This is a genomic window from Kocuria rhizosphaericola, from assembly GCF_044462205.1.
GTDB lineage: Bacteria > Actinomycetota > Actinomycetes > Actinomycetales > Micrococcaceae > Kocuria > Kocuria rhizosphaericola.
The window spans coordinates 1-21,328 of record NZ_JBISWK010000009.1 but is presented as its reverse complement, the minus strand read 5'-3'; the positions used below and the strand labels follow the sequence as shown (position 1 = coordinate 21,328).

General features: G+C 69.5%; 16 protein-coding genes, 3 rRNA genes and 1 pseudogene. 6 read left to right on the top strand and 14 right to left on the bottom strand.

Going from position 1 to position 21,328, the window contains the following annotated elements:
* Positions 1-64: 64 nt before the first annotated feature.
* From rrf to ACH9D2_RS00705, 3 genes are all read right to left on the bottom strand, one after another.
* Positions 65-181: ribosomal RNA gene (gene rrf, locus ACH9D2_RS00715) — 5S ribosomal RNA — on the bottom strand.
* A 192-nt stretch (positions 182-373) separates the two neighbouring features.
* Positions 374-3,506 (bottom strand): 23S ribosomal RNA (locus ACH9D2_RS00710).
* Positions 3,507-4,140: 634 nt separating this feature from the next.
* Positions 4,141-5,666 (bottom strand): 16S ribosomal RNA (locus ACH9D2_RS00705).
* The 16S, 23S and 5S rRNA genes sit together here, the layout of an rRNA operon.
* Before the next feature lie 691 nt (positions 5,667-6,357).
* Between ACH9D2_RS00705 and ACH9D2_RS00700 the strand changes: the two genes are divergently transcribed.
* The gene (locus tag ACH9D2_RS00700; protein WP_396360801.1) at positions 6,358-6,696 is read left to right on the top strand and encodes a hypothetical protein; all 339 of its coding nucleotides are present in this window, start codon (positions 6,358-6,360) and stop codon (positions 6,694-6,696) included.
* A 212-nt stretch (positions 6,697-6,908) separates the two neighbouring features.
* On the opposite strand, the gene ACH9D2_RS00695 is transcribed toward ACH9D2_RS00700, so the two are convergent.
* Both ACH9D2_RS00695 and ACH9D2_RS00690 read right to left on the bottom strand, forming a co-directional pair.
* Complete coding sequence (locus ACH9D2_RS00695) at positions 6,909-8,147, bottom strand: acyl-CoA dehydrogenase family protein (protein ID WP_396360799.1); 1,239 nt, start codon at positions 8,145-8,147, stop codon at positions 6,909-6,911.
* A 46-nt stretch (positions 8,148-8,193) separates the two neighbouring features.
* On the bottom strand, positions 8,194-10,329 hold the full coding sequence (locus ACH9D2_RS00690) for a 3-hydroxyacyl-CoA dehydrogenase NAD-binding domain-containing protein (RefSeq protein WP_396360798.1): 2,136 nt from the start codon (positions 10,327-10,329) through the stop codon (positions 8,194-8,196).
* Positions 10,330-10,460: 131 nt separating this feature from the next.
* Between ACH9D2_RS00690 and ACH9D2_RS00685 the strand changes: the two genes are divergently transcribed.
* Entirely contained in the window at positions 10,461-11,006 is a 546-nt protein-coding gene (locus tag ACH9D2_RS00685; RefSeq protein ID WP_396360795.1) for a GNAT family N-acetyltransferase, read from the top strand.
* A gap of 3 nt (positions 11,007-11,009) precedes the next feature.
* Here the strand turns inward: ACH9D2_RS00685 and ACH9D2_RS00680 are convergent, their stop codons facing one another.
* From ACH9D2_RS00680 to ACH9D2_RS00650, 7 genes are all read right to left on the bottom strand, one after another.
* Positions 11,010-11,711: a TetR family transcriptional regulator gene (locus ACH9D2_RS00680; RefSeq protein WP_396360794.1), complete on the bottom strand. Its 702-nt coding sequence runs from the start codon at positions 11,709-11,711 to the stop codon at positions 11,010-11,012.
* 267 nt (positions 11,712-11,978) lie between these two features.
* Positions 11,979-12,848 (bottom strand): SMP-30/gluconolactonase/LRE family protein, encoded by an 870-nt coding sequence (locus ACH9D2_RS00675; protein ID WP_396360792.1) that lies wholly within the window; start codon positions 12,846-12,848, stop codon positions 11,979-11,981.
* Between the two features lies 1 nt (position 12,849).
* Positions 12,850-13,287, bottom strand: a complete 438-nt coding sequence (locus ACH9D2_RS00670; RefSeq protein ID WP_396360791.1) for an acyl-CoA thioesterase — start codon at positions 13,285-13,287, stop codon at positions 12,850-12,852.
* A 239-nt stretch (positions 13,288-13,526) separates the two neighbouring features.
* The gene (locus ACH9D2_RS00665) at positions 13,527-13,697 is read right to left on the bottom strand and encodes a hypothetical protein (RefSeq protein WP_396360789.1); all 171 of its coding nucleotides are present in this window, start codon (positions 13,695-13,697) and stop codon (positions 13,527-13,529) included.
* Positions 13,698-14,070: 373 nt separating this feature from the next.
* Positions 14,071-14,904 carry a PhzF family phenazine biosynthesis isomerase gene (locus ACH9D2_RS00660; protein ID WP_396360788.1) on the bottom strand — a complete coding sequence of 278 codons (834 nt, stop codon included), beginning with the start codon at positions 14,902-14,904 and terminating at the stop codon, positions 14,071-14,073.
* 4 nt (positions 14,905-14,908) lie between these two features.
* Positions 14,909-15,106 (bottom strand): hypothetical protein, encoded by a 198-nt coding sequence (locus tag ACH9D2_RS00655; protein ID WP_396360786.1) that lies wholly within the window; start codon positions 15,104-15,106, stop codon positions 14,909-14,911.
* A gap of 58 nt (positions 15,107-15,164) precedes the next feature.
* Complete coding sequence (locus tag ACH9D2_RS00650; protein WP_396360785.1) at positions 15,165-15,821, bottom strand: DNA-3-methyladenine glycosylase I; 657 nt, start codon at positions 15,819-15,821, stop codon at positions 15,165-15,167.
* A gap of 56 nt (positions 15,822-15,877) precedes the next feature.
* Between ACH9D2_RS00650 and ACH9D2_RS00645 the strand changes: the two genes are divergently transcribed.
* Positions 15,878-17,131 carry an MFS transporter gene (locus tag ACH9D2_RS00645; protein WP_396360783.1) on the top strand — a complete coding sequence of 418 codons (1,254 nt, stop codon included), beginning with the start codon at positions 15,878-15,880 and terminating at the stop codon, positions 17,129-17,131.
* On the opposite strand, the gene ACH9D2_RS00640 is transcribed toward ACH9D2_RS00645, so the two are convergent.
* A complete protein-coding gene (locus tag ACH9D2_RS00640) occupies positions 17,128-17,526 on the bottom strand; it encodes a DUF4870 domain-containing protein (protein ID WP_396360782.1) in 399 nt (132 codons plus the stop codon). The genes ACH9D2_RS00645 and ACH9D2_RS00640 overlap by 4 nt on opposite strands.
* A 236-nt stretch (positions 17,527-17,762) precedes the next feature.
* Between ACH9D2_RS00640 and ACH9D2_RS00635 the strand changes: the two genes are divergently transcribed.
* Entirely contained in the window at positions 17,763-18,578 is an 816-nt protein-coding gene (locus tag ACH9D2_RS00635; RefSeq protein WP_396360780.1) for a lysophospholipid acyltransferase family protein, read from the top strand.
* A 27-nt stretch (positions 18,579-18,605) separates the two neighbouring features.
* Here ACH9D2_RS00635 and ACH9D2_RS00630 read toward each other — a convergent pair whose 3' ends face one another.
* Complete coding sequence (locus tag ACH9D2_RS00630) at positions 18,606-19,811, bottom strand: PucR family transcriptional regulator (protein WP_396360778.1); 1,206 nt, start codon at positions 19,809-19,811, stop codon at positions 18,606-18,608.
* Between the two features lie 103 nt (positions 19,812-19,914).
* On the opposite strand from ACH9D2_RS00630, the gene ACH9D2_RS00625 reads away from it, so the two are divergent.
* Complete coding sequence (locus tag ACH9D2_RS00625) at positions 19,915-20,967, top strand: ferredoxin reductase (protein WP_396360777.1); 1,053 nt, start codon at positions 19,915-19,917, stop codon at positions 20,965-20,967.
* 53 nt (positions 20,968-21,020) lie between these two features.
* Positions 21,021-21,328, top strand: a pseudogene (locus ACH9D2_RS00620) (acyl-CoA desaturase); the annotation flags it as partial.

The following is a 21,328-nucleotide window of genomic DNA, read 5'->3' as shown; positions in this document are numbered from 1 at the left end:
GGGTGGGGGGTTAAATGCGGGGAGCCCCCGACACGGTGTGTCGGGGGCTCGACCCTTGGGTGTGGTCCGGCGGTGTCCTACTCTCCCACACCCTTCCGGGTGCAGTACCATCGGCGCTGTGGGTCTTAGCTTCCGGGTTCGGGATGGGACCGGGCGTTTCCCCCACGCTATGACCGCCGTAACTCTGTCTCCCCCCGGGTGCCGCCCACCGCCGGAGCGGTGGTGGTGGGGGGGAAATCTGGTCACAGTCATCTGTTGTGGATGCTGCTGGGTGGTTCCTGGCCAACGGGTTGTTGGTTGGGAGCCGTATAGTGGACGCGGTGTTCTGTGGTGTCCCCACCGGTGGTCCCAACAGTGTTGGGGGGTGGGGGTGTGGTGTAAGTTGTCGGCGTATTAGTACCGGTCGGCTGCACACGTCGTTGGTTCGTGCTTCCACCTCCGGCCTATCAACCCAGTGGTCTAGCTGGGGGCCTCTCGCACCGATCGGTGCCTGGAAATCTCATCTCGAAGCGAGCTTCCCGCTTAGATGCTTTCAGCGGTTATCTCTTCCGAACGTAGCGAAGCAGCGGTGCACCTGGCGGTACAACTGCCATACCAGAGGTTCGTCCGTCCCGGTCCTCTCGTACTAAGGACAGGTCTTCTCAAATTTCCTGCGCGCGCAGCGGATAGGGACCGAACTGTCTCACGACGTTCTGAACCCAGCTCGCGTACCGCTTTAATGGGCGAACAGCCCAACCCTTGGGACCAACTCCAGCCCCAGGATGCGACGAGCCGACATCGAGGTGCCAAACCATGCCGTCGATATGGACTCTTGGGCAAGATCAGCCTGTTATCCCCGAGGTACCTTTTATCCGTTGAGCGACGGCCATTCCACAATGTACCGCCGGATCACTAGTCCCGACTTTCGTCCCTGCTCGAGCTGTCGCTCTCACAGTCAAGCTCCCTTGTGCACTTACACTCGACACCTGATTGCCAACCAGGCTGAGGGAACCTTTGGGCGCCTCCGTTACTCTTTAGGAGGCAACCGCCCCAGTTAAACTACCCATCAGGCACTGTCCCTGACCCGGATCACGGGCCGAAGTTAGATGTCCAGAGTGACCAGAGTGGTATTTCAACGTTGACTCCACGTGCACTGGCGTGCCCGCTTCACCGTCTCCCACCTATCCTACACAAGCCACACCGAACACCAATACCAAACTATAGTAAAGGTCTCGGGGTCTTTCCGTCCTGCTGCGCGTAACGAGCATCTTTACTCGTACTGCAATTTCGCCGAGTTCATGGTTGAGACAGCGGGGAAGTCGTTACTCCATTCGTGCAGGTCGGAACTTACCCGACAAGGAATTTCGCTACCTTAGGATGGTTATAGTTACCACCGCCGTTTACTGGGGCTTAAATTCTCCGCTTCGCCGTGAGGCTAACAGGTCCTCTTAACCTTCCAGCACCGGGCAGGAGTCAGTCCGTATACATCGTCTTGCGACTTCGCACGGACCTGTGTTTTTGATAAACAGTCGCTTCCCCCTGGTCTCTGCGGCCCTTACCCGCTCGCACCAGCAAGTGGTGTCCACGGTCGGGGCCCCCCTTCTCCCGAAGTTACGGGGGCATTTTGCCGAGTTCCTTAACCATGATTCTCTCGATCGCCTTAGTATTCTCTACCTGATCACCTGTGTCGGTTTGGGGTACGGGCGGCTGGAACCTCGCGTCGATGCTTTTCTCGGCAGCATAGGATCACCGAATCCCCCCACGAATGGGGGTCCCGTCACGTCTCAGGCTCATGTGACCCGCGGATTTGCCAACGGGTCGCCCTACACGCTTAGACCGGGTCTACCATCGCCCGGCTCGGCTACCTTCCTGCGTCACACCTGTTAATACGCTTACCTCCCCGGTTCAGGTCCCACGCTCCCCGGAGCCGGCGATGACCAATGGTCACCGCATGGCCCGGTTCGGGTGGTTAGTGTCCCCGGTTCGGTATGGGCGGTTCTTCGCCGGTACGGGAATATCAACCCGTTGTCCATCGACTACGCCTGTCGGCCTCGCCTTAGGTCCCGACTGACCCAGGGCAGATTAGCTTGACCCTGGAACCCTTGATCATCCGGCGGACGGGTTTCTCACCCGTCATTCGCTACTCATGCCTGCATTCTCACTCGTGTGGGCTCCACCACTGGGTCACCCCGCAGCTTCACTGCCCACACGACGCTCCCCTACCCATCGCACCACCTGAACCAGGATCATGTGCCCTGGTTGGGTATCATTGGTGCAATGCCACAACTTCGGCGGTGTACTTGAGCCCCGCTACATTGTCGGCGCGGAATCACTTGACCAGTGAGCTATTACGCACTCTTTCAAGGATGGCTGCTTCTAAGCCAACCTCCTGGTTGTCTAAGCAACTCCACATCCTTTCCCACTTAGCACACGCTTAGGGGCCTTAGTTGGTGGTCTGGGCTGTTTCCCTCTCGACTATGAAGCTTATCCCCCACAGTCTCACTGCTACGCTCTCACTTACCGGCATTCGGAGTTTGGCTGACGTCAGTAACCTTGTAGGGCCCATCGGCCATCCAGTAGCTCTACCTCCGGCAAGAAACACGTAACGCTGCACCTAAATGCATTTCGGGGAGAACCAGCTATCACGAAGTTTGATTGGCCTTTCACCCCTACCCACAGCTCATCCCCTCCATTTTCAACTGAAGTGGGTTCGGTCCTCCACGCGCTCTTACACGCGCTTCAACCTGGCCATGGGTAGATCACTTCGCTTCGGGTCTAGATCACGCCACTCACTCGCCCTATTCAGACTCGCTTTCGCTACGGATACCCCTCACGGGTTAACCTCGCGACGTAACACTAACTCGCAGGCTCATTCTTCAAAAGGCACGCCGTCACCTTGTAGGGCTCCGACGGTTTGTAGGCACACGGTTTCAGGTACTATTTCACTCCCCTCCCGGGGTACTTTTCACCTTTCCCTCACGGTACTGGTCCGCTATCGGTCATCAGGTAGTATTTAGGCTTACCAGGTGGTCCTGGCAGATTCACACGGGATTTCTCGGGCCCCGTGCTACTTGGGTACACGCTCCGTGCGGCAGCAACGATTTCGTCTACGGGACTCCCACCCTCTCCGGTCCGGCACTCACACCGGTTCGACTATCGTCCTGCACTCACACGCCCGGGCCGGCAGACCCGGGACGACGTGCCCCACGACCCCGATGATGCAACCCCTGCCGGGTATCACACACCATCGGTTTGGCCTCTTCCGCGTTCGCTCGCCACTACTGACGGAATCACTGTTGTTTTCTCTTCCTGTGGGTACTGAGATGTTTCACTTCCCCACGTTCCCTCCACACACCCTATGAATTCAGGTGCGGGTCACCACGCATAACACGCGGCGGGGTTTCCCCATTCGGAGACCCTCGGATCACAGCTCGTTTATCAGCTCCCCGAGGCTTATCGCAGATTACCGCGTCCTTCATCGGCTCCTGATGCCAAGGCATCCACCGTGCGCCCTTAAAAACTTGCCACATGATCACAGAACACACCGAATACCACCACCACCACACCCCCTCGAAAAGGAGCACGGCAGCGGCGTTTCCGGCGATCAATCACGAACACGGCACCACAACCGCACGAGAGCCCCGACCCCCCGAAGGAGGACGAGAACGCCCGCGCACCTGCGGCACCCGTTCTTAAGATGCTCGCGTCCACTATACAGTTCTCAAACAACAACCCGCACATCCCACACCCTGGCGGCCGGTCCCCCAAAGGAGAACCACCCACCGGCAGGACACCGGGAACCCGACACCACACCCCACCACACCGGACCCACCACCACCCCCCGAACAGGAGGACAGCAGCAGAACCCACCGCGACGGGGCCTGTTGTCTCAGGACCCAATAGTGCACCACGGACCACCCCGACCACCCCGGCAGCCACCCCTTCCACCACCACCAGCACGCGAGAACGAAGCTCACGACCAGCAGCAGGTACTAGGACGACACCGGGCCGGCACCCCCTCCACACCCCGGCGAACCAGGACACGAAAAGGCGAAGCGGCCACTTGCTCGTTGATATTCCACCCATGAGCTCACCCCACCAGCACCACGAACGGGCACTGAGGCGGGGGCGACCACCACACGGCGGTCAACGGCTCCTTAGAAAGGAGGTGATCCAGCCGCACCTTCCGGTACGGCTACCTTGTTACGACTTAGTCCCAATCGCCAGTCCCACCTTCGACGGCTCCCTCCCACAAGGGGTTAGGCCACCGGCTTCGGGTGTTACCAACTTTCGTGACTTGACGGGCGGTGTGTACAAGGCCCGGGAACGTATTCACCGCAGCGTTGCTGATCTGCGATTACTAGCGACTCCGACTTCATGAGGTCGAGTTGCAGACCTCAATCCGAACTGAGACCGGCTTTTTGGGATTAGCTCCACCTCACAGTATCGCAACCCTTTGTACCGGCCATTGTAGCATGCGTGAAGCCCAAGACATAAGGGGCATGATGATTTGACGTCATCCCCACCTTCCTCCGAGTTGACCCCGGCAGTCTCCTATGAGTCCCCACCATCACGTGCTGGCAACATAGAACGAGGGTTGCGCTCGTTGCGGGACTTAACCCAACATCTCACGACACGAGCTGACGACAACCATGCACCACCTGTCCACCGACCCCGAAGGGAAACCCCATCTCTGAGGCGGTCCGGTGAATGTCAAGCCTTGGTAAGGTTCTTCGCGTTGCATCGAATTAATCCGCATGCTCCGCCGCTTGTGCGGGCCCCCGTCAATTCCTTTGAGTTTTAGCCTTGCGGCCGTACTCCCCAGGCGGGGCACTTAATGCGTTAGCTACGGCGCGGAAAACGTGGAATGTCCCCCACACCTAGTGCCCAACGTTTACGGCATGGACTACCAGGGTATCTAATCCTGTTCGCTCCCCATGCTTTCGCTCCTCAGCGTCAGTAACAGCCCAGAGACCTGCCTTCGCCATCGGTGTTCCTCCTGATATCTGCGCATTTCACCGCTACACCAGGAATTCCAGTCTCCCCTACTGCACTCTAGTCTGCCCGTACCCACTGCAGACCCGGGGTTGAGCCCCGGGCTTTCACAGCAGACGCGACAAACCGCCTACGAGCTCTTTACGCCCAATAATTCCGGACAACGCTTGCGCCCTACGTATTACCGCGGCTGCTGGCACGTAGTTAGCCGGCGCTTCTTCTGCAGGTACCGTCACTCTCGCTTCTTCCCTACTGAAAGAGGTTTACAACCCGAAGGCCGTCATCCCTCACGCGGCGTCGCTGCATCAGGCTTCCGCCCATTGTGCAATATTCCCCACTGCTGCCTCCCGTAGGAGTCTGGGCCGTGTCTCAGTCCCAGTGTGGCCGGTCACCCTCTCAGGCCGGCTACCCGTCGTCGCCTTGGTGAGCCATTACCCCACCAACAAGCTGATAGGCCGTGAGCCCATCCAAAACCAGTAAAACCCTTTCCACCACCCACCATGCGATGGACGGTAGTATCCAGTATTAGACCCAGTTTCCCAGGCTTATCCCAGAGTCAAGGGCAGGTTACTCACGTATTACTCACCCGTTCGCCACTAATCCACCCAGCAAGCTGGGCATCATCGTTCGACTTGCATGTGTTAAGCACGCCGCCAGCGTTCGTCCTGAGCCAGGATCAAACTCTCCGTCAAAAAAACAACGAAAACATCAAACCCCGGCTGAAAATGCTGCCACCACCCCACGGAGGCGGAACGGCGACAACCAATCAACCGAATAAAACATCCGGTATCAACAAACATGGCACACTATTGAGTTCTCAAACAACAGACCAGCAACCGGACCAAAAACCCGGAAACCGTGTTGGAATTCTTTTTTCGCTCGGTTCTCGCGATTTCTCGCTTTCCCCTCGGCGACCTCCTCAGCTTATCCCCATCTTCTCCGCTTTCCCAAATCGCTTTTCCACCGTTCGACGGTGTTCGGCTCTGCGGGAGGAGAGTGTCGTGGATCTGCCGGATTCGGCGCCGTGGGCCGCAACGATCTCTCGCTGCTGCCCGAAACAGCTTCGCCAGCGTACCCGCCCCGTTCCCGTCCCACAAGCGGCCGGCCACCGCGCAGCGGTGATCGGGCTGATGGTTCGAGGAGGTTGGTCCGCCGGATTCGGCGTTGCCGTCGGGGGGCGATCTCTCGCGTCCCCTGCGGCGACTCGGAATACATTACACACGCCCCGGAGGAGCGTCAAAACCCGTTCCGGGCCGGGCACGAGCCCTCCTTGCGGCCCCTGTCGGCCGGGGGAGCCGGCAGGAGCGGCGGACGGCGGGAACAGCGCGGGCGGCAGTGCGTAGGCTGATGGAACATCGATGCCCCGACCCGAAAGGACAGCAGATGAGCACCTCACCGGAAGAGCTGCCGGAGACCCCCGACACCTACGAGGGCGCCGCCGAGGTCGACCCCGAGCACTGGCGCGAGGATCCGCTGGTCGAGGGCGACGAGACCGGCGTGCAGGACGAGCGGGTGGACCCCGAGCACCCTGTCGTCCCCTCGGAGCAGGAGCTGCGGGACGAGACGGCGGAGGCCCGCTACGAGGCCGGCGACGAGCAGGTCCCGCCCGAGGAGCCCAGCATGGGCGAGGCGATCGACGACCTCGACGTCCCCGAGGACCCCGCGTTCAGGGACGAGATCGACTCGAGCAACGACTCGTTCCACGGCGGCGCCGACCTCTGAGCCCCCACCGGACCGAGCACGACGGCGCCCCTGCCGGCAGGGGCGCCGTCGTCGTCCCCGGCGCGGGGCCGCGGTGCCGCCCGCGCCGGAGGATCGGAAACCACCCCGTTCTCAGGGGCGGCCCAGCTCGTTCCTGCGCACCTCGCCCGTGATGGTGCGGGGCTGCTCCGGGGTGGGGAGTGCCGCCGTCGTCGCGCCGGGTGCGTCCCCGGTCACGCGAAGGCGGAGATGCCCGTGATGCTGCGCCCGACGATCAGCGCCTGCACCGTCTCGGTGCCCTCGTAGGTGTGCAGGGCCTCGATGTCGGCGAAGTGACGGGCCACGCGGTTCTCGATCAGGATGCCGTTGCCGCCCAGGAGGTCCCGGGCGTTGGCCGCGATCGAGCGGGCGGTGCGCGTGGAGGTGTACTTCGCCAGCGACGCCTGCTCGGCGGTGAGCCGTCCGGTCTCCTCCCGTTCGGTCATCCGCGCCACGAGCAGCTGGATCTGGGTCAGCTCGCTGAGCATCCGGGCCAGTCGCTCCTGGACGATCTGCGAGGCGGCCAGCGGCCGGCCGAACTGCACGCGCTGCTTGGCGTACTGCACCGCGGTCTCGTAGCAGGCCTGGGCGTGGCCCACCGCGCCCCAGGCCACGCTGATCCGGGTCGCGAACAGGACGTCGGCGGTGTTCTTGAAGGACCGTGCCGCCGGCAGCGCGTTCTCCTCGGGCACGAAGACGCCGTCGAAGCGGAGGTGCGCCTGGTGGATGGCGCGCAGGGCGAGCTTGCCGCGGATGGTCGTGCCGGTGTAGCCCTCGCTCTCCTGCGGGACCACGAAGCCCCGGACCTGGCCGTCCTCGTCGGAGCGCGCCCACACCACGGTGATCCCGCCCATCGATCCGTTGCCGATCCACTTCTTCTCCCCGTTGAGCACCCAGCCGCCGGCCACCGGGGTGGCACGGGTCTCGAGGCTCACCGAGTCGGAGCCGTGGGTGGGCTCCGTGAGGGCGAACGCGCCGAGCAGCTCGCCCGTGGCCATCCTCGGCAGCCAGTGCCGCCGCTGCTCCTCGGAGCCGCACATGGCGATCGAGCGCATCGCGAGCCCGCCCTGCACGCCGGAGACGGTCGCGATGGACCCGTCGCCGCGGGAGAGCTCCATGCTGATCAGGCCCGCGGCGGTCTTGGACATCGCCTCGTAGCCGTCGACGGCGACGCCGTCGCGCAGCAGGTCGAGCTCCCCGAGCCGGCGGACGAGCTCGAGGGGGTACTCCGAGCGGTCCCAGTGCTCGCCGATGACGGGCAGCAGGTCCTCCTGGACGAAACGGCGGGCGCGCATCCAGTGCTCCCGATCGGTGTCGGAGACCGCGTCGAAGGCCCCTGCGGCGTCGGTGTCGAGGGCTTCGTCGAGGACGTAGTCGGGTTCCACGGTGCCGGCGGGGAACAGGTCGGCGCCGGTCTCAGGGGTGGCGGTCATGGCAGGATCCTTCGTTCTGTGGGCGGGCGGGAGGTCGGGGACACGGTCAGTCCCGGTGGAAGCGGCGGCCGAGGACGCGCCCGGAGGCGCCCGTGCGGTCGAGGTACGGGGTGATCCCGCCCAGGTGGAAGGGATAGTTGGCGCCGAGGACCATGCACAGGTCCACGTCCTCGGGCCCGGCGACGACGCCCTCGGTCAGCACCGCGCCGATCTCCTCCGCGAGGGCGTCCTGGATCCGCACGAGCAGCTCCTCCGGCGAGGCGGGGGCGCCCGTGGCGCCCGGGGGACGCTGCGTCCGGGTCTGCTCGAGCAGGCGGGCGGCGTCCGCGGCGAGGTAGCCGTCCCCGCCCGTCTCCGGGGCCTGCTCGGTGGGCAGCACGTGGGTGAGGCCCGCCTCGACCACCGCGTTCATCCACGGGGACCGCGCGAAGCGCTCGGGATAGGCCCGGTGCATGGTCTCGTCCACGTGGTGCAGCACGGCCGGGCCCACGAAGTCGAGCAGCCGCAGCGGAGTCATGGGCAGACCCATCGGATCGGGGGCGTGGTCGGCGGCCGCCACGTCCATGCCCGCGTCGATCGCCTGGACGACCACGTCGAACAGCCGGGTCAGGACCCTGTTGACCACGAAGCCCGGGGCGTCCTGGACGCGCACCGCCGTGCGGCGCAGCGCCGCGGCGAGCCCGAAGGCGGTCGCGAGGGTTGCGTCGCCGGTCCGCTCGCCGGCGACGATCTCCAGGAGCGGGGTGACCTCCACCGGGTTGAAGACGTGGAAGCCGACCACCCGCTCGGGGTGCCGGAGGTCCTCCGCCATGGCGGTGACGGACAGGGAGCTCGTGTTGGTCGCGAGGATCGCCTCCGGCCGCACGACCTCCTCCCACTGGGCGAAGACCTGCTTCTTCACGTCGAGGTCCTCGAAGACGGCCTCGATCACGAAGTCCGCGTCGGCGAGGTCATCCGGCCCGTTCGCCCCCGTGACGAGGGCGCCGAGCTGTTCGGCCTGCTCCGCGCTGATCCGTCCCTTGGCCGCCTGGGCCGCGAAGCGCTCCCGGGTCCGGGCCACGCCGGCGGCGAGCCGTTCGTCGTCGAGGTCGGTCATGACCACGGGGATCCGGGCACCGCTCGCGATCAGCGAGGCGAGCTGGCCGGCCATCAGGCCGGCGCCGATCACGGCGGCCTTGCGCAGGGGCACGGGTTCGGCGGCGGGCACGTCCGCGGCCTGCCGGGACCGTGCCGAGACGAGCTCGAAGGCGTAGAGGGAGGCCTTGGCCACGTCCCCGCGGACGAGCTCGGCGAAGGCGGCCACGGCCTTCGTCCCGTTCTCGGTGCGGGTCTCGGTCCGGGCGTCGGCCACGAGGTCGATCGCCACGAGCGGAGCCGGTGCCGCGCCGTGCCAGGTGCTCTCGGCCCGCTTCCGGGCCTGCTCCACGGCGTCGTGCCACTGCTGCTCCCCGGTGCCGCCGGGCGTGCCCGCACGGCGGCGGGGCTCCCCCGCGTCGAGCGCGGCGAGCTTGCCGGCGACCCACTCCTGCCAGGCGGTGTCCCATTCCCCGGTCCCCGGGGTGGCGCCGAGCACCACGTCCACGAGGCCGAGCTCGAGGGCTTCCGCCGCCTTGGCGTTCCGGCCCCGCAGCGAGTCGAACACGATGACGCGCAGCGCCGCGGCCGGGCCGATCAGGTGCGGGAGCAGGTGCACGCCGCCCCAGCCCGGGAAGAAGCCGAGCCGGCACTCCGGCAGCCCGAGGGGGCCGGTGCGCGGGTGGGCCGCGCGGTAGTCCGTGTGCAGGGCGAGCTCGAGCCCCCCGCCCAGGGCCTGCCCCGTGAGCAGGGAGAAGGTGGGCACGCTCGCGTCGGCCAGGACGCCGAAGGCCTCGTGGCCGAGTCCCACGTACCGGTCGGAGACGCCGCTGAGCTGGGCGTGGCGGATCTCCTTGAGGTCGGCCCCCGCGCCGAAGGAGCGGGGGTTGCCGGTGACCACGATCGCCTCGACGGCGGACTGGTCGATGGCTCCCAGGACGTCCCGGAGCTGCTCCAGGGCCTCGGAGCCCCAGATGATCAGTCCGCCCGGCGGCGTGGAGTCCAGCCGCACGAGGGCGACGGGGGCGGACCGGCCGGGCAGGACCAGCTGCTCGACGTCCACCGTGACGGTGGAGGGGAAGGACGGGGCGGGCGCGGCGGGTGCCATGGACGAACTCCTGACGAGTGGTGTGATCGCCACCACTCTGACTGATACTGAGTATCAGGTCAAGGAATTGAGTCTCAGTGTCGTCGTGCGGCGTCCGCTTCCGGGACGTTCAGGCCGTATTCTGACGAGTGATGATCGACGTGCTGCCCCCAGAGACCGAACGCCTCGCGTTCCGCCGCTTCGACGCCGCGGACCTCGACCCCATGCACTCCTACCAGAGCCGCGAGGACTACGCGCAGTACGCGTGGCGGGGCCCGCGCACGCGCGAGGAGTGCGAGCGCGCGCTGGCCGAGAACAGCGGACTGCGCCCCTGGAGCCGGGACGGCGACCACGTCCGCTTCGCCGTCTCACCCAAGGGCTCCCGAGAGCTCGCGGGCGAGATCGTGCTGACCCTCCTGGACGCGGCCGCCGCGCAGGTCGAGATCGGCTGGGTGGTCCATCCCGACCACGCGGGCAGGGGCATCGCCTCCGAGGCCGCCCGCGCCGCGATCGAGTTCGCGTTCGCCGAGCTGGGCGCGCACCGGGTCTGCGCGAGCCTGGACGCCCTCAACGTGAGCTCCGCCAGGGTCTGCGAGCGCATCGGCATGCGCCTGGAGGCGACCCTGCGCGAGAGCCACCACCAGCTGGGCGAGTGGCGCGACGAGCTCGTCTACGCGATCCTCGCCGACGAGGTCTGAGCCTCAGCCCAGGGCGTCCCGCACGGACGCCAGGATCTCCTCCGTGTCCGCGCCGGGGTCCAGGACGGTGACGACGACGGCGGGGCGTGCCCCTGCCGCGTCGGCCGGCCTCGCCGCGCCGCCCTCGTAGCCGGAGACGAGCGTGCGTGCGAGCCGCTCGAGCTGCACCGCCAGCTCGGCCGAGGGGTCGGTGTCGGGGGCGCGCAGCCAGGCCCGCAGGGCGGCGTTGTGCACCGCGACCGCGGCGGCGGACAGCGCCGTGGCCAGTGTCGCCCGCCCCGGCGAGTCCGGCAGCGCGCAGCGCAGGTAGCGCTGCAGGACCCGTTCGTAGCGGTGGGACGTGATGAGCTCCCGGTCCCGTAGCTGGGGGACCTGCCGGAGCAGGGCGTTGCGGGCCAGGGCACGCTCGCGGTGGTCGAGGTGGTGGCGGAAGACCAGCAGCACGCCGTCGCGCAGCGCCGCGGCCGGATCGGCGCCGGGCTCGCCGCCCGCGCGGGCCAGCAGCTGCTCGAGGCGCTCGAGGTTCGCGGCGTGGTCCGCGAAGACGATGTCCTCCTTGGACCCGTACTTCCGGAAGAAGGTGGCCCGGCTGATCCCGGCGGCCAGCGCGAGCCGGTCGACGGTCGTGGCCTCCCAGCCCTGCTCCGCGAGCAGGCGGATCGAGCCGGTGACGACGTCCGTGGTGACCCGGGAGCTCTCGGTCATGGGTTCCTCCTCGCTCCGATGGTAGACCGGCGGCCCAGACCCTCTCACCGCCGGGTCCCCCGTCTCTTCGCGGCCCCCGGAGCGATCCGGGGAACTGCGCGCACGGCGGCCCCGGCCCGCGGCGCGGTCGGCGTGGATCGCGCCGCGGACGTGCTGCGCCGGCCCGGGCTCCAGGTCCTCGTAGGTCTTCGTGGACCGCGGGTCCGCCACGTGCATGCCCTCAGCCCTGGGCCCTCCCGTCGCGTGAGGGCCGAGCCCGCACCGCGGTCAGCCCCCGAACGGCAGGACGGGCAGGCCGGGGACGTCGACCCGGACGGCGAACAGGGAACCGGCGGCGGGGTCCTCGTCGGCGCCGAGGTTCTCCCGGGACGTGGTGATGTAGAGGGTGCGCAGGTCCTCCCCGCCCAGGCAGCACGCGGTGGTCTGGCGCGCGCCGACCTCCACGACGGTGTCCAGGGCGCCGTCGGCCGTGTAGCGGTGCACCTGTCCCGCTCCGTGCAGCGCCACCCACACGGCGCCCTCGGCGTCGACGGTCAGCCCGTCGGGGTGGACGTCCCCCTCCTCGAGCTCGGGCACCACGAAGGTGCGCCGGCCGTGCAGCCCGGCGGCCTCCGACCAGTCGAGGACGTCGACCTTCCCGGTGGGCGTGTCGTTGTAGTAGACCAGGCTGCCGTCCGGGGACCAGGCGATGCCGTTGGAGACGGTGACGTCCTCCAGGACCGGCTCCCAGCTCAGGTCGGGGTGCACACGGTAGAGCGCGGCCGCTCCCTCGGTCTGGTCCCAGGCCATGGACCCTGCGTAGAAGGAGCCGTCGGGGCCGGCCCCGCCCTCGTTCATCCGGACCGCCCCGGGCTCCCAGAGCAGCTCGGCCGGGTGGACGGCGCCGTCCGGGTCCTCGAGGGCCACCCCCGTCTCGACCGCCAGCACGGCTCCCCCGGTCGCGCGCGGGCGCACGCAGGCCACGACGTCCCCGACGTGCTTGCGGAGCACCTCGCCGTCCGCACCGAAGGACAGCACGTCCCCGGCGAGCATGTCGACCCACCGCAGTCCGCCCCAGGACGCGGACCAGCACGGTCCCTCGCCGTGGTAGGTGACCGAGTCGGTGATCCGCTCGGCGCTCAGTCGCCGCACCGCCATCTCAGCGGCCCCTCTCGTGCACCGCGGGCAGCGCCGTGGTGGGGATCCGGTCCCGGTCGTAGGTGATCCCGGTGTAGCCGTGCGGGACGGGTCGCCCCTCCCGGTCGAGGTTCACGAAGACGATCTTGTCGATGCTCAGGATGAGGTCACGGGTGATCATGTTGCGCACCTGGGCTCGCATGGTCAGGGACGTGCGGCCGAACGCGGTGGCCGTCAGGCCCATCTCGATGATGTCGCCCTGCTCCGCGGAGCTCACGAAGTTGATCTCCGACATGTACTTGGTCACCGCGCGCTGGTTGCCGAGCTGGACGATGGCGTAGATCGCCGCCTCCTCGTCGATCCAGCGGAGCAGGCTCCCGCCGAACAGGGTGCCGTTGGCGTTGAGGTCCTCCGGCTTGACCCACTTGCGGGTGCGGAAGGAGATGTCCTGGGTGGTCATGTCTCCACGATAGTCACCCACTCGTCCCTGGCGGGCCGAGCTTGCTGCCTCTGATGTCCCGGCTGGTTGCCGGGGTCAGGCTGCATCGCGGGACGGTTGGCTGCGCCCCCGCCCGTGGCCACCAGGAGCGGGGGCGGCGATGTCGATCGCGGCCCGGGCGGCCCTGGGGGGTTCTTCTTCCTCCGGACTGCGACGGCCCCGCCGGACCAGTCGTCCCCCTACGGAGGTGGTGGTGAGGTTCACCCTTCCCACGTCCACTCCGAGGAAGCCGTCTGGGGCAGCCACTTTCGGGGGATGTCGATGGTCGCGGCCAGGAACCACCGGCCGTGCCGGTCGCGGATCAGGCCGGACCCGCCCTTGCGGCGGGCGACCAGCACTTCCGGGTGTTCGGCCGCCCCGCTGAAGGGCACTCTCACACGTCCTTCGAGGGTCCGGATCGACACCGTGCGGGCACCGTGGCCCCAGGACAGGACCCGGTCGTCACAGGGCGGGGCCGCGTGGAGGCGGAACGCGACCGGGGCGGACATGATCCGACGGCAGCGGGCACTGTCCCTGGGTCCGTGGCTCCCGCTCTTCGCACCGGCGGCCCGGGCGGTGCAGGCGTCGGCGACCTTCTTGACGACGTGTTGAGCGGTCCGGGAGGACAGCCCGCGTTCGCGCAGGCCGGCCAGAGCAATCCTGCTCCGCGGTGCCTCCGCTGATGCGCTGTTCCCCGGCCCTGAAGCGCCGGGGTTCCGCGCTGCTTTCCACGCCGAGCGCGCCGGACCCGCGGTCCCCCGCGCGCTAGAGGTCCACGGTCCCGCGGACCACCGGACTGACGTGCCCGCCGACCCAGATGGTCTCCGCGTCCCGCTCCACCAGCACGCGCCCGGTGCGCCCGAGCACCGTGCCCTGGGCGGCGACGTAGCGGTCCGGGGTCCATCCGTTGTCGGTCAGCCACCGGGCCAGGCCGGCGTTGAGGCTGCCCGTGACCGGGTCCTCCACGACCCAGTCGCCCACGAACGCCCGCACCTCCACCGCGCACTCGGCGCCCTGCGGGTGCGGCCCGACCACGCCCAGCTTGAGCCCCGCCATGGCGGACCAGTCCGCACGGACCCCCAGGACGGTCCCGGCGTCGGCCACGCGCACGCCGATCCAGCCGGGACCGTTGTCGACCCAGGAGACGTCGAGCAGCGCGGACGGGTCCAGCCGCAGGGACCGGGCCACCCGGTCCAGCAGCGCGGGCTCCGCAACGGGCTCGTAGCGCAGCAGGGGCGGGGCCCCGAACGAGAGCCGGTCCGCGCGGCGCCGCACGGGCACGAGCCCGACCCCGCACTCCTGCACGATGTCCTCGCCCGCGGGCTCCCCGCCGAGGGCGAGCCAAGCGGAGGCCGTCCCCAGCGTCGGGTGCCCCGCGAACGGCAGCTCCCCGCCGGGGGTGAAGATCCGCACCCGGTAGTCGGCGTCCGGGACCGTGGGCTCGAGCAGGAACGTGGTCTCCGAGAGGTTGGTCCAGCGGGCGAAGCGCGCCATCGTGTCGTCGTCGAGGGCGTCGGCCCCGTGCACCACGGCGAGCGGGTTGCCACCCAGGGGCGCGGCCGAGAAGACGTCCACCCAGCTGATCGCGTGGCTCGTCACGGGCTCAGAGCACCGGCCCGCGCGTGTTCCTCCGGGCGGGCCGGGCCCGTCCCGTCCGCCGGCCGCCCCGGCCGGCGTCCTCGCCGCGGGCCGCCGCCCGGTCCTCCCGCAGCCGCCGCACCACCATGCCCACCAGGACGGAGCCCACGGTGCTCAGCACCAGGGGCAGCACCGCGCTGCGCTGCTTGCTGTTGTCGTACATGGCCGGGCCTCCTGCCGGAAGGCGACGCGGGGCGTCGTCGGGTTCGGTGCCAGGAATCCTACGCACCGTGCGGCGCCTCCGGCCACACCCCGGAGCTGCCGCGGCGGTGACTGCCGACCAGGTGGGTGTCGACGATCCCGACCGCCTCCATGAGCGCGTGCATCGTGGTCGGCCCCACGAAGCGGAAGCCGCGCGCCCGCAGGGCCCGGGACAGGGCCTCGGACTCCGGGGAGCGGGTCGGGACCTCGTCCGCCGTGCGCGGACGAGGGGTCCGTGCCGGGCGGAACGACCACACGAGCTCGGCCAGCCCGCCCTCGGCGCGCAGGGCCACGGTGGCGCGGGCGTTGCCCACGGCGGCCTCGATCTTGCCGCGGTGGCGCACGATCCCGGCGTCGGCCAGGAGCCGGTCGACGTCGGCCGGACCGAAGCCGGAGACCGTGTCCGGGTCGAAGTCCGCGAAGGCGGCGCGGAAGGCCGGCCGCTTGCGCAGGATCGTGGCCCAGGAGAGCCCCGCCTGGAAGCCCTCGAGGCAGATCCGCTCGTAGAGGCCCCGCTCGTCCCGCACGGGGACACCCCACTCGGTGTCGTAGTACGCGCGCAGGAGGGGGTCCGTCGCCGCCCACACGGGGCGGGCGAGGCCGTCCTCGCCGAGCACGAGGCCGGTTCCGCCGGCACGCCCGGTCACGGGTTCAGGGAGGGAGCTCATGCCGAGCATCGAACCACACCGGAGGGCTCGGACACATCCCGGACGATTACCCCCTGGGGTATAGGATGGCGGTCATGCACCCGACGAACTCCACCGTGGACCGGCGCGCCCTGCAACGGAGGGTCGTCCGCGTCCTGGCGCTCGGCCAGATCCTCGGCGGGCTGGGCGTCGGCGCCACCCTGGCCCTGGGTGCCCTCCTCGTCACCGAGGTCTCCGGCTCCTCGGCCTGGTCCGGCATGGCCGCGACCATGAACACCCTGGGGGCGGCCCTGCTCGCGGTTCCCCTCGCCCGGCTCGCCCAGGCCCGCGGCCGGCGGATCTCGCTGAGCACCGGGGCGTTCACCGCCATGGCGGGCGCCTCGATCACGATCGGCGCCGCCGTCCTCTCGAGCTTCCCCGTCCTGCTGGTGGGCCTGGCGCTGCTCGGCGCCGGGTCGGCGCTCAACCTGCAGTCCCGGTTCGCGGCGACCGACCTCGCCCCGGACGACACCCGCGCCCGTGACCTGTCCCTCGTGGTCTGGTCCACGACGATCGGCGCGGTGCTCGGCCCCAACCTCTTCGAGCCCGGTGAGCTGATCGGGCGGGCGCTGGGCCTGCCGGAGCTCACGGGCGGGTTCGTCATCGCCCTCGTGGCGCAGGCCTTCGGCGCCCTGGTCTACCTCACGGCGCTGCGGCCCGACCCCCTGCTGCTGGCCGTGACCGACGGGGAGGCCGCGGGGAGGGACAAGCCCTCTCCCGCGGGCGGGCTCGCGGTGCTGCGGTCCTCCTCGCCCGCCCGCCGCGCCGTGCTCACCGTGGCGCTGAGCCACGCCGTCATGGTGGCGCTCATGTCCATGACACCCGTGCACCTGACCCTCCACGGGGCGTCGCTGAGCGTCGTCGGTCTGACCATCAGCCTGCACGTGGCCGGGATGTACTCCCTCGCCCCCGTGTTCGGCTGGCTCGCGGACCGGGCCGGCCGCCGCCCCACGGTCCTGCTCGGACAGGCCCTGTTCGTGGCGTCCCTCGTGCTGTCCTGGTTCGGCTCGACGTCCCCGGTGCTGGTGACGGTCAGCCTGGTCCTGCTCGGGCTCGAGTGGTCGGCCTCGACGGTCGCGGGCTCGACGCTCGTGGCCGAGGCCGTCCCGCCCGCCGAGCGGCCGAAGCTGCAGGGCGTCTCGGACCTGTTCATGAACCTCGCCGGCGCGACCGGCGGCGCGCTCGCCGGACCGGTGCTGGCGCTGATCGGCTTCGACGGGCTCAGCGCGGCCCTGCTCGCCCTCGTGGCGGTCGTGGTGCTCGCGCACCGGACCGCGCCCGCCCCCGCTCTCCGGGGCTAGTTGAGCACCGGCAGCTGGAGCGGGTAGCGGTACACCTCGCCCTTGTTGGCCTTGAGGACGGCCAGGACGTGGCACACGACCAGCAGCACCGCGGCGACGATCCACAGCACGATCGCCACGGGGATCAGGATCACGGTGAACAAACACACCCACGCCGCCACGTTGAGCAGCCACATGGACAGGTTGAAGTTGAACGACCCGGCCGAGGTGGCCCGCAGGAACGCGTTCTTGTCCCGGTAGACCAGCCACACGACGAGGGGACCCACGAAGCCGAGCCAGCCGACGGAGACCAGCGCACCGATCAGGCCGGACAGGTGGGTGAGGACCGCGATGGTGCGGTCGTCCCCCTGCGCCCGGTACTGCGGACGGGGTGCTGACGGTGGAAGGTAGGACATCGGGTTCTCCTGGTGGGCAGAGGCGGAGCCGGTCGCGGCACCCGGTGCCGCGGACGCCGGATCAGCGGGTGCTGCCAGCGTATCGGGGCCGGACCCGCTCCCGGTATGGGGATGACCGCACTTGACGACGGCGGTTCCCCGCCGTCACGCACGGCGCCGTGCCGCGCGCTGGTCTACGATTCTCGGCAGACCGTTCCCCGGCCCGCCCCCCGCGGGCCTCTTCCCGAGGGAGGCCCGTGGCCCCGCAGCTGCGCCCCAACAAGTACGCCTACCGGGCCATCGTGCTCGCCGGCCTCGCCGCGGTGAAGCTCTTCCGCGTGCCCCTGCTGGTCTCGGGCGAGGAGCACCTGCCCACCGACCAGGTCGTGCACGGCCTGCACCGGGAGATCCGGCCGGGCCGGGGCGCCGTCGTGGCGGTGACGCACTTCGGCTACCTCGACTTCGTCTTCGCCCAGCTGGTGGTCTGGCGGCGGCTGCGCGCCCACTCCCGCTTCCTCATCACCCGCAAGCACACCGGCAGCGCCTTGGTCACGGCGGTGTGCCGGCTGTGCGACCACGTCGTCGTGGACCGCGCCGACGGCGCCCCGGCCTACGCCGAGGCCGTGGCCAAACTGGCGCGCGGCGAGTTCCTCGCGGTGTTCCCGGAGGGCGGGGTCAGCCGCAGCTGGACCGTGCGCCCGCTGCGCACCGGCGCCGTGCGCATGGCCGCCGAGACCGGCGCCCCCATCATCCCGGTGTCCGTGTGGGGCGGCCACCGGATGCTCACCCGCGGCCGCGGCAGGATCCGGCTGCGCGACGTGTGGCGCACACCGGTGCGCGTCCACGTCGGCCCGGTGCTGCGGGTGGCCCCCGGCGAGGACGTCCGCGCCGCGGGCGCACGGCTGCGCTCCGTGCTGCAGGAGGGGATCGACCGGTGCATCGAGGACTACCCCGTCACCCCGGAGCCCGGCGCGTGGTGGATGCCGGCACACCTGGGCGGGAGCGCGATCACGGTCCAGGAGCAGATCGACTCGGACGCCCGTGAGCGGGAGGCCTACAAGCGGACCGGCTGAGCCGGCCGACTGCGGCGGGGCACCGGCTCAGCGGAACCCGGCGCGCAGGACCAGCTCGAGCTCGAACCGGCTCTTGGGGTCGCCGAGAGAGTCCCCGAAGACCTCCCGCAGCTGGTTCACGCGGTACCCGACCGTCTGCTCGTGGATGTTCAGCTCGGCGGCCATCGCCGCGCGCTGCCCGTGGTGCTCGAGCCAGCACAGCAGGGTCGTGGCCAGCCGCTCCCGCTGTCCCGGCTTGAGGTCGTCCAGCGGGGAGAGGCACTGCGCGGCGAGGTCCTCGACCACGCTGCGCTCACTGTGCAGGACGAGCTCCATGAGGTGCTCGGAGACCCACAGCGGCCCGGGATCGGCCGGCCCCTCCCGCTGCAGCAGGTCGCGGGTCAGCACGGCCAGGCGCAGGGAGTCGGGGGCCGCGTACCAGGGCCGGCCCGGGCCGATCACCGCGCCCCGCCCGGTGAGGGCGCGCTCCAGCTCCCGGCGCCCGGTCGGGGAGGGCGGCTCGGGGACCACCGCCACGACGTCACCCGGACGGGACGTGAGCAGCGCCCGCTCCCCGAGGCGTGAGCGCAGCCCCACCCGACGGTCGGCGGCCAGCGTCACCACGACCACCCGGTCGGGCACCGGCCACCCCGCGGCGGCGGCGGCGGTGCGCACCGCGTCCTCCGCCACGTGGCCGCGGACGAGCATGTCCGCGAGCGCGTCCAGCAGGCGGTCCCGCTCCCCCGCCCGCTCGGACTGCTCCATGGCGTACCCCTCGGCGCTGGCCGCGGAGAGCTCCTCGATGTAGGCGAAGACCGACTCCGCGAGACCGATCAGCACGGACGCCTCGAACCCGGCGTCCATGGCCACGCGGGAGAGCGAGCGCAGCGTGGTGCGCGCCCCGGAGCGGTAGGCCGCGAAGAGGGCGTCCATCGGCCGGCCCTCCCGCACCTCCCCGCGGCCGAGCCCCTCGTAGACCCGCCGGTCGTCGCCCATGAGCGCCGGCTGCTGGGTTCCGGGCAGCTGCAGGAAACGGTTCAGGGCCACCTCGACCCCGCGCCGGATGCTGTCGCCGAACAGGCCCTCCATCGGCCGGGCGTAGACGGGGACGTCGAGCCGCACGGCGTCCAGCAGCTCCTCCGTCACCGCGGGCAGGTGCGGGACGAGGAGGGGGGTGAGCGTCGGCGGCAGGGAGGTCCACGGCAGCTCCCGGTCCGCCCTGCCCGCCGGCTGCGCGTGCTCCTTGTGGTCCATCCGCTGCACGATCCCCCGCTTTCATTTCGGCACCACAATTTCTCTGCTGAAAGAGTACGCGACAGGACGAGAACCGCCGTCCTATTTGGGGCACAGTTATTACGTGCCCCAACTGCGACTGTTCACCCACCTGGCCTCGGCCTTCACCACCCCCCGCTCCCCCGAGGACTTCCTGCGGCTCATCGACCCCCTCTCCAGCGCCCGCCAGCTGCGCGGCCTGGTGACCTCCGTGGTGCCCGAGACCGCGGACTCGGTGACGATCCGCTTCCGCCCCGGCCGGGGCTGGAACGCGCACGAGGCCGGCCAGTGGGCCCGCATCGGCGTGGAGATCGACGGCGTGCGGCACTGGCGCTCCTACTCCCTGAGCACGGGCGCCGGCCAGGACCCGGCCATCACGGTCACGGCGATGGGCAAGGTCTCCACCGCCCTGGTCCGCAGCACCCGGCCCGGCGACGTCCTGTTCCTCGCCCCGCCCGAGGGCGACTTCGTCCTCCCCGAGAGCCCGCGTCCCCTGCTGATGCTCACCGCCGGCAGCGGGCTGACGCCGGTGATGTCGATGATCCGCACCCTCGTTCCCCGCCGCACGGACGCCGACCTGGTGCTCGTGCACTCCTCCCGCACCCCCGAGGAGTCCCTGTTCCGCGAGGAGCTGCTGGAGCTCACCGACCAGTTCCCCGGCTTCCGGCTCGTCCAGTGGTTCACCGGCGAGCGCGGCCGCCGCCTCGACCTCGCGGCCACCGCCGACCTCGACGCCGCGTGCCCCGACTGGCGCGAGCGCGCCGCCTACGCGTGCGGCCCCGCCGACTTCCTCGACGCCGCCGAGGCCCTCTGGAACCGCGAGGAGGGCGAGCTGCGGGTCGAGCGCTTCGCCGCCGTGGTCGCCCCGGGCTCCGGCGGGGAGGGCGGGCGCGTGACGTTCGAGAAGGCCGACAAGGAGGTCGAGGCCGACAGCGGCACGACGCTCCTGGCCGCCGGCGAGAACGCGGGCCTGATGATGCGCAGCGGCTGCCGCATGGGCATCTGCCACGCCTGCGTGACCCCGCTGCTCTCCGGGCAGGTCCGCGACACCCGCACCGGCGAGGTCCACGGCGAGCCCGGCCACCTCGTCCAGACCTGCGTGTCCACCGCCGCCGGTCCTGTCAGCCTCGACGCCTGACCCCGAATCCTCCAGCACTCTTCCCCTGACCCCGCTCCGAAAGGACCGACACCATGACGATCGTCACCCCATTCCTGCTCGACTCGGGCCAGCGTGCCGCCGCGGCCAAGCCGTCCACCGCCACCCATCTCACCGACGCGCAGGTCGAGGAGCTCGGCCGTGAGCTCGACGCCCTCCGCGAGTCCGTGATCGCCACCCGCGGCGCCAAGGACGCGGCCTACATCCGCCGGGTCATCGCCACGCAGCGCTCCCTCGAGCTCGCCGGACGCGCCACGCTGCTGTTCGCCAAGCACAAGCCCGCCTGGATCGCCGGCACCGGCATGCTCACCGTGGCCAAGATCCTGGAGAACATGGAGATCGG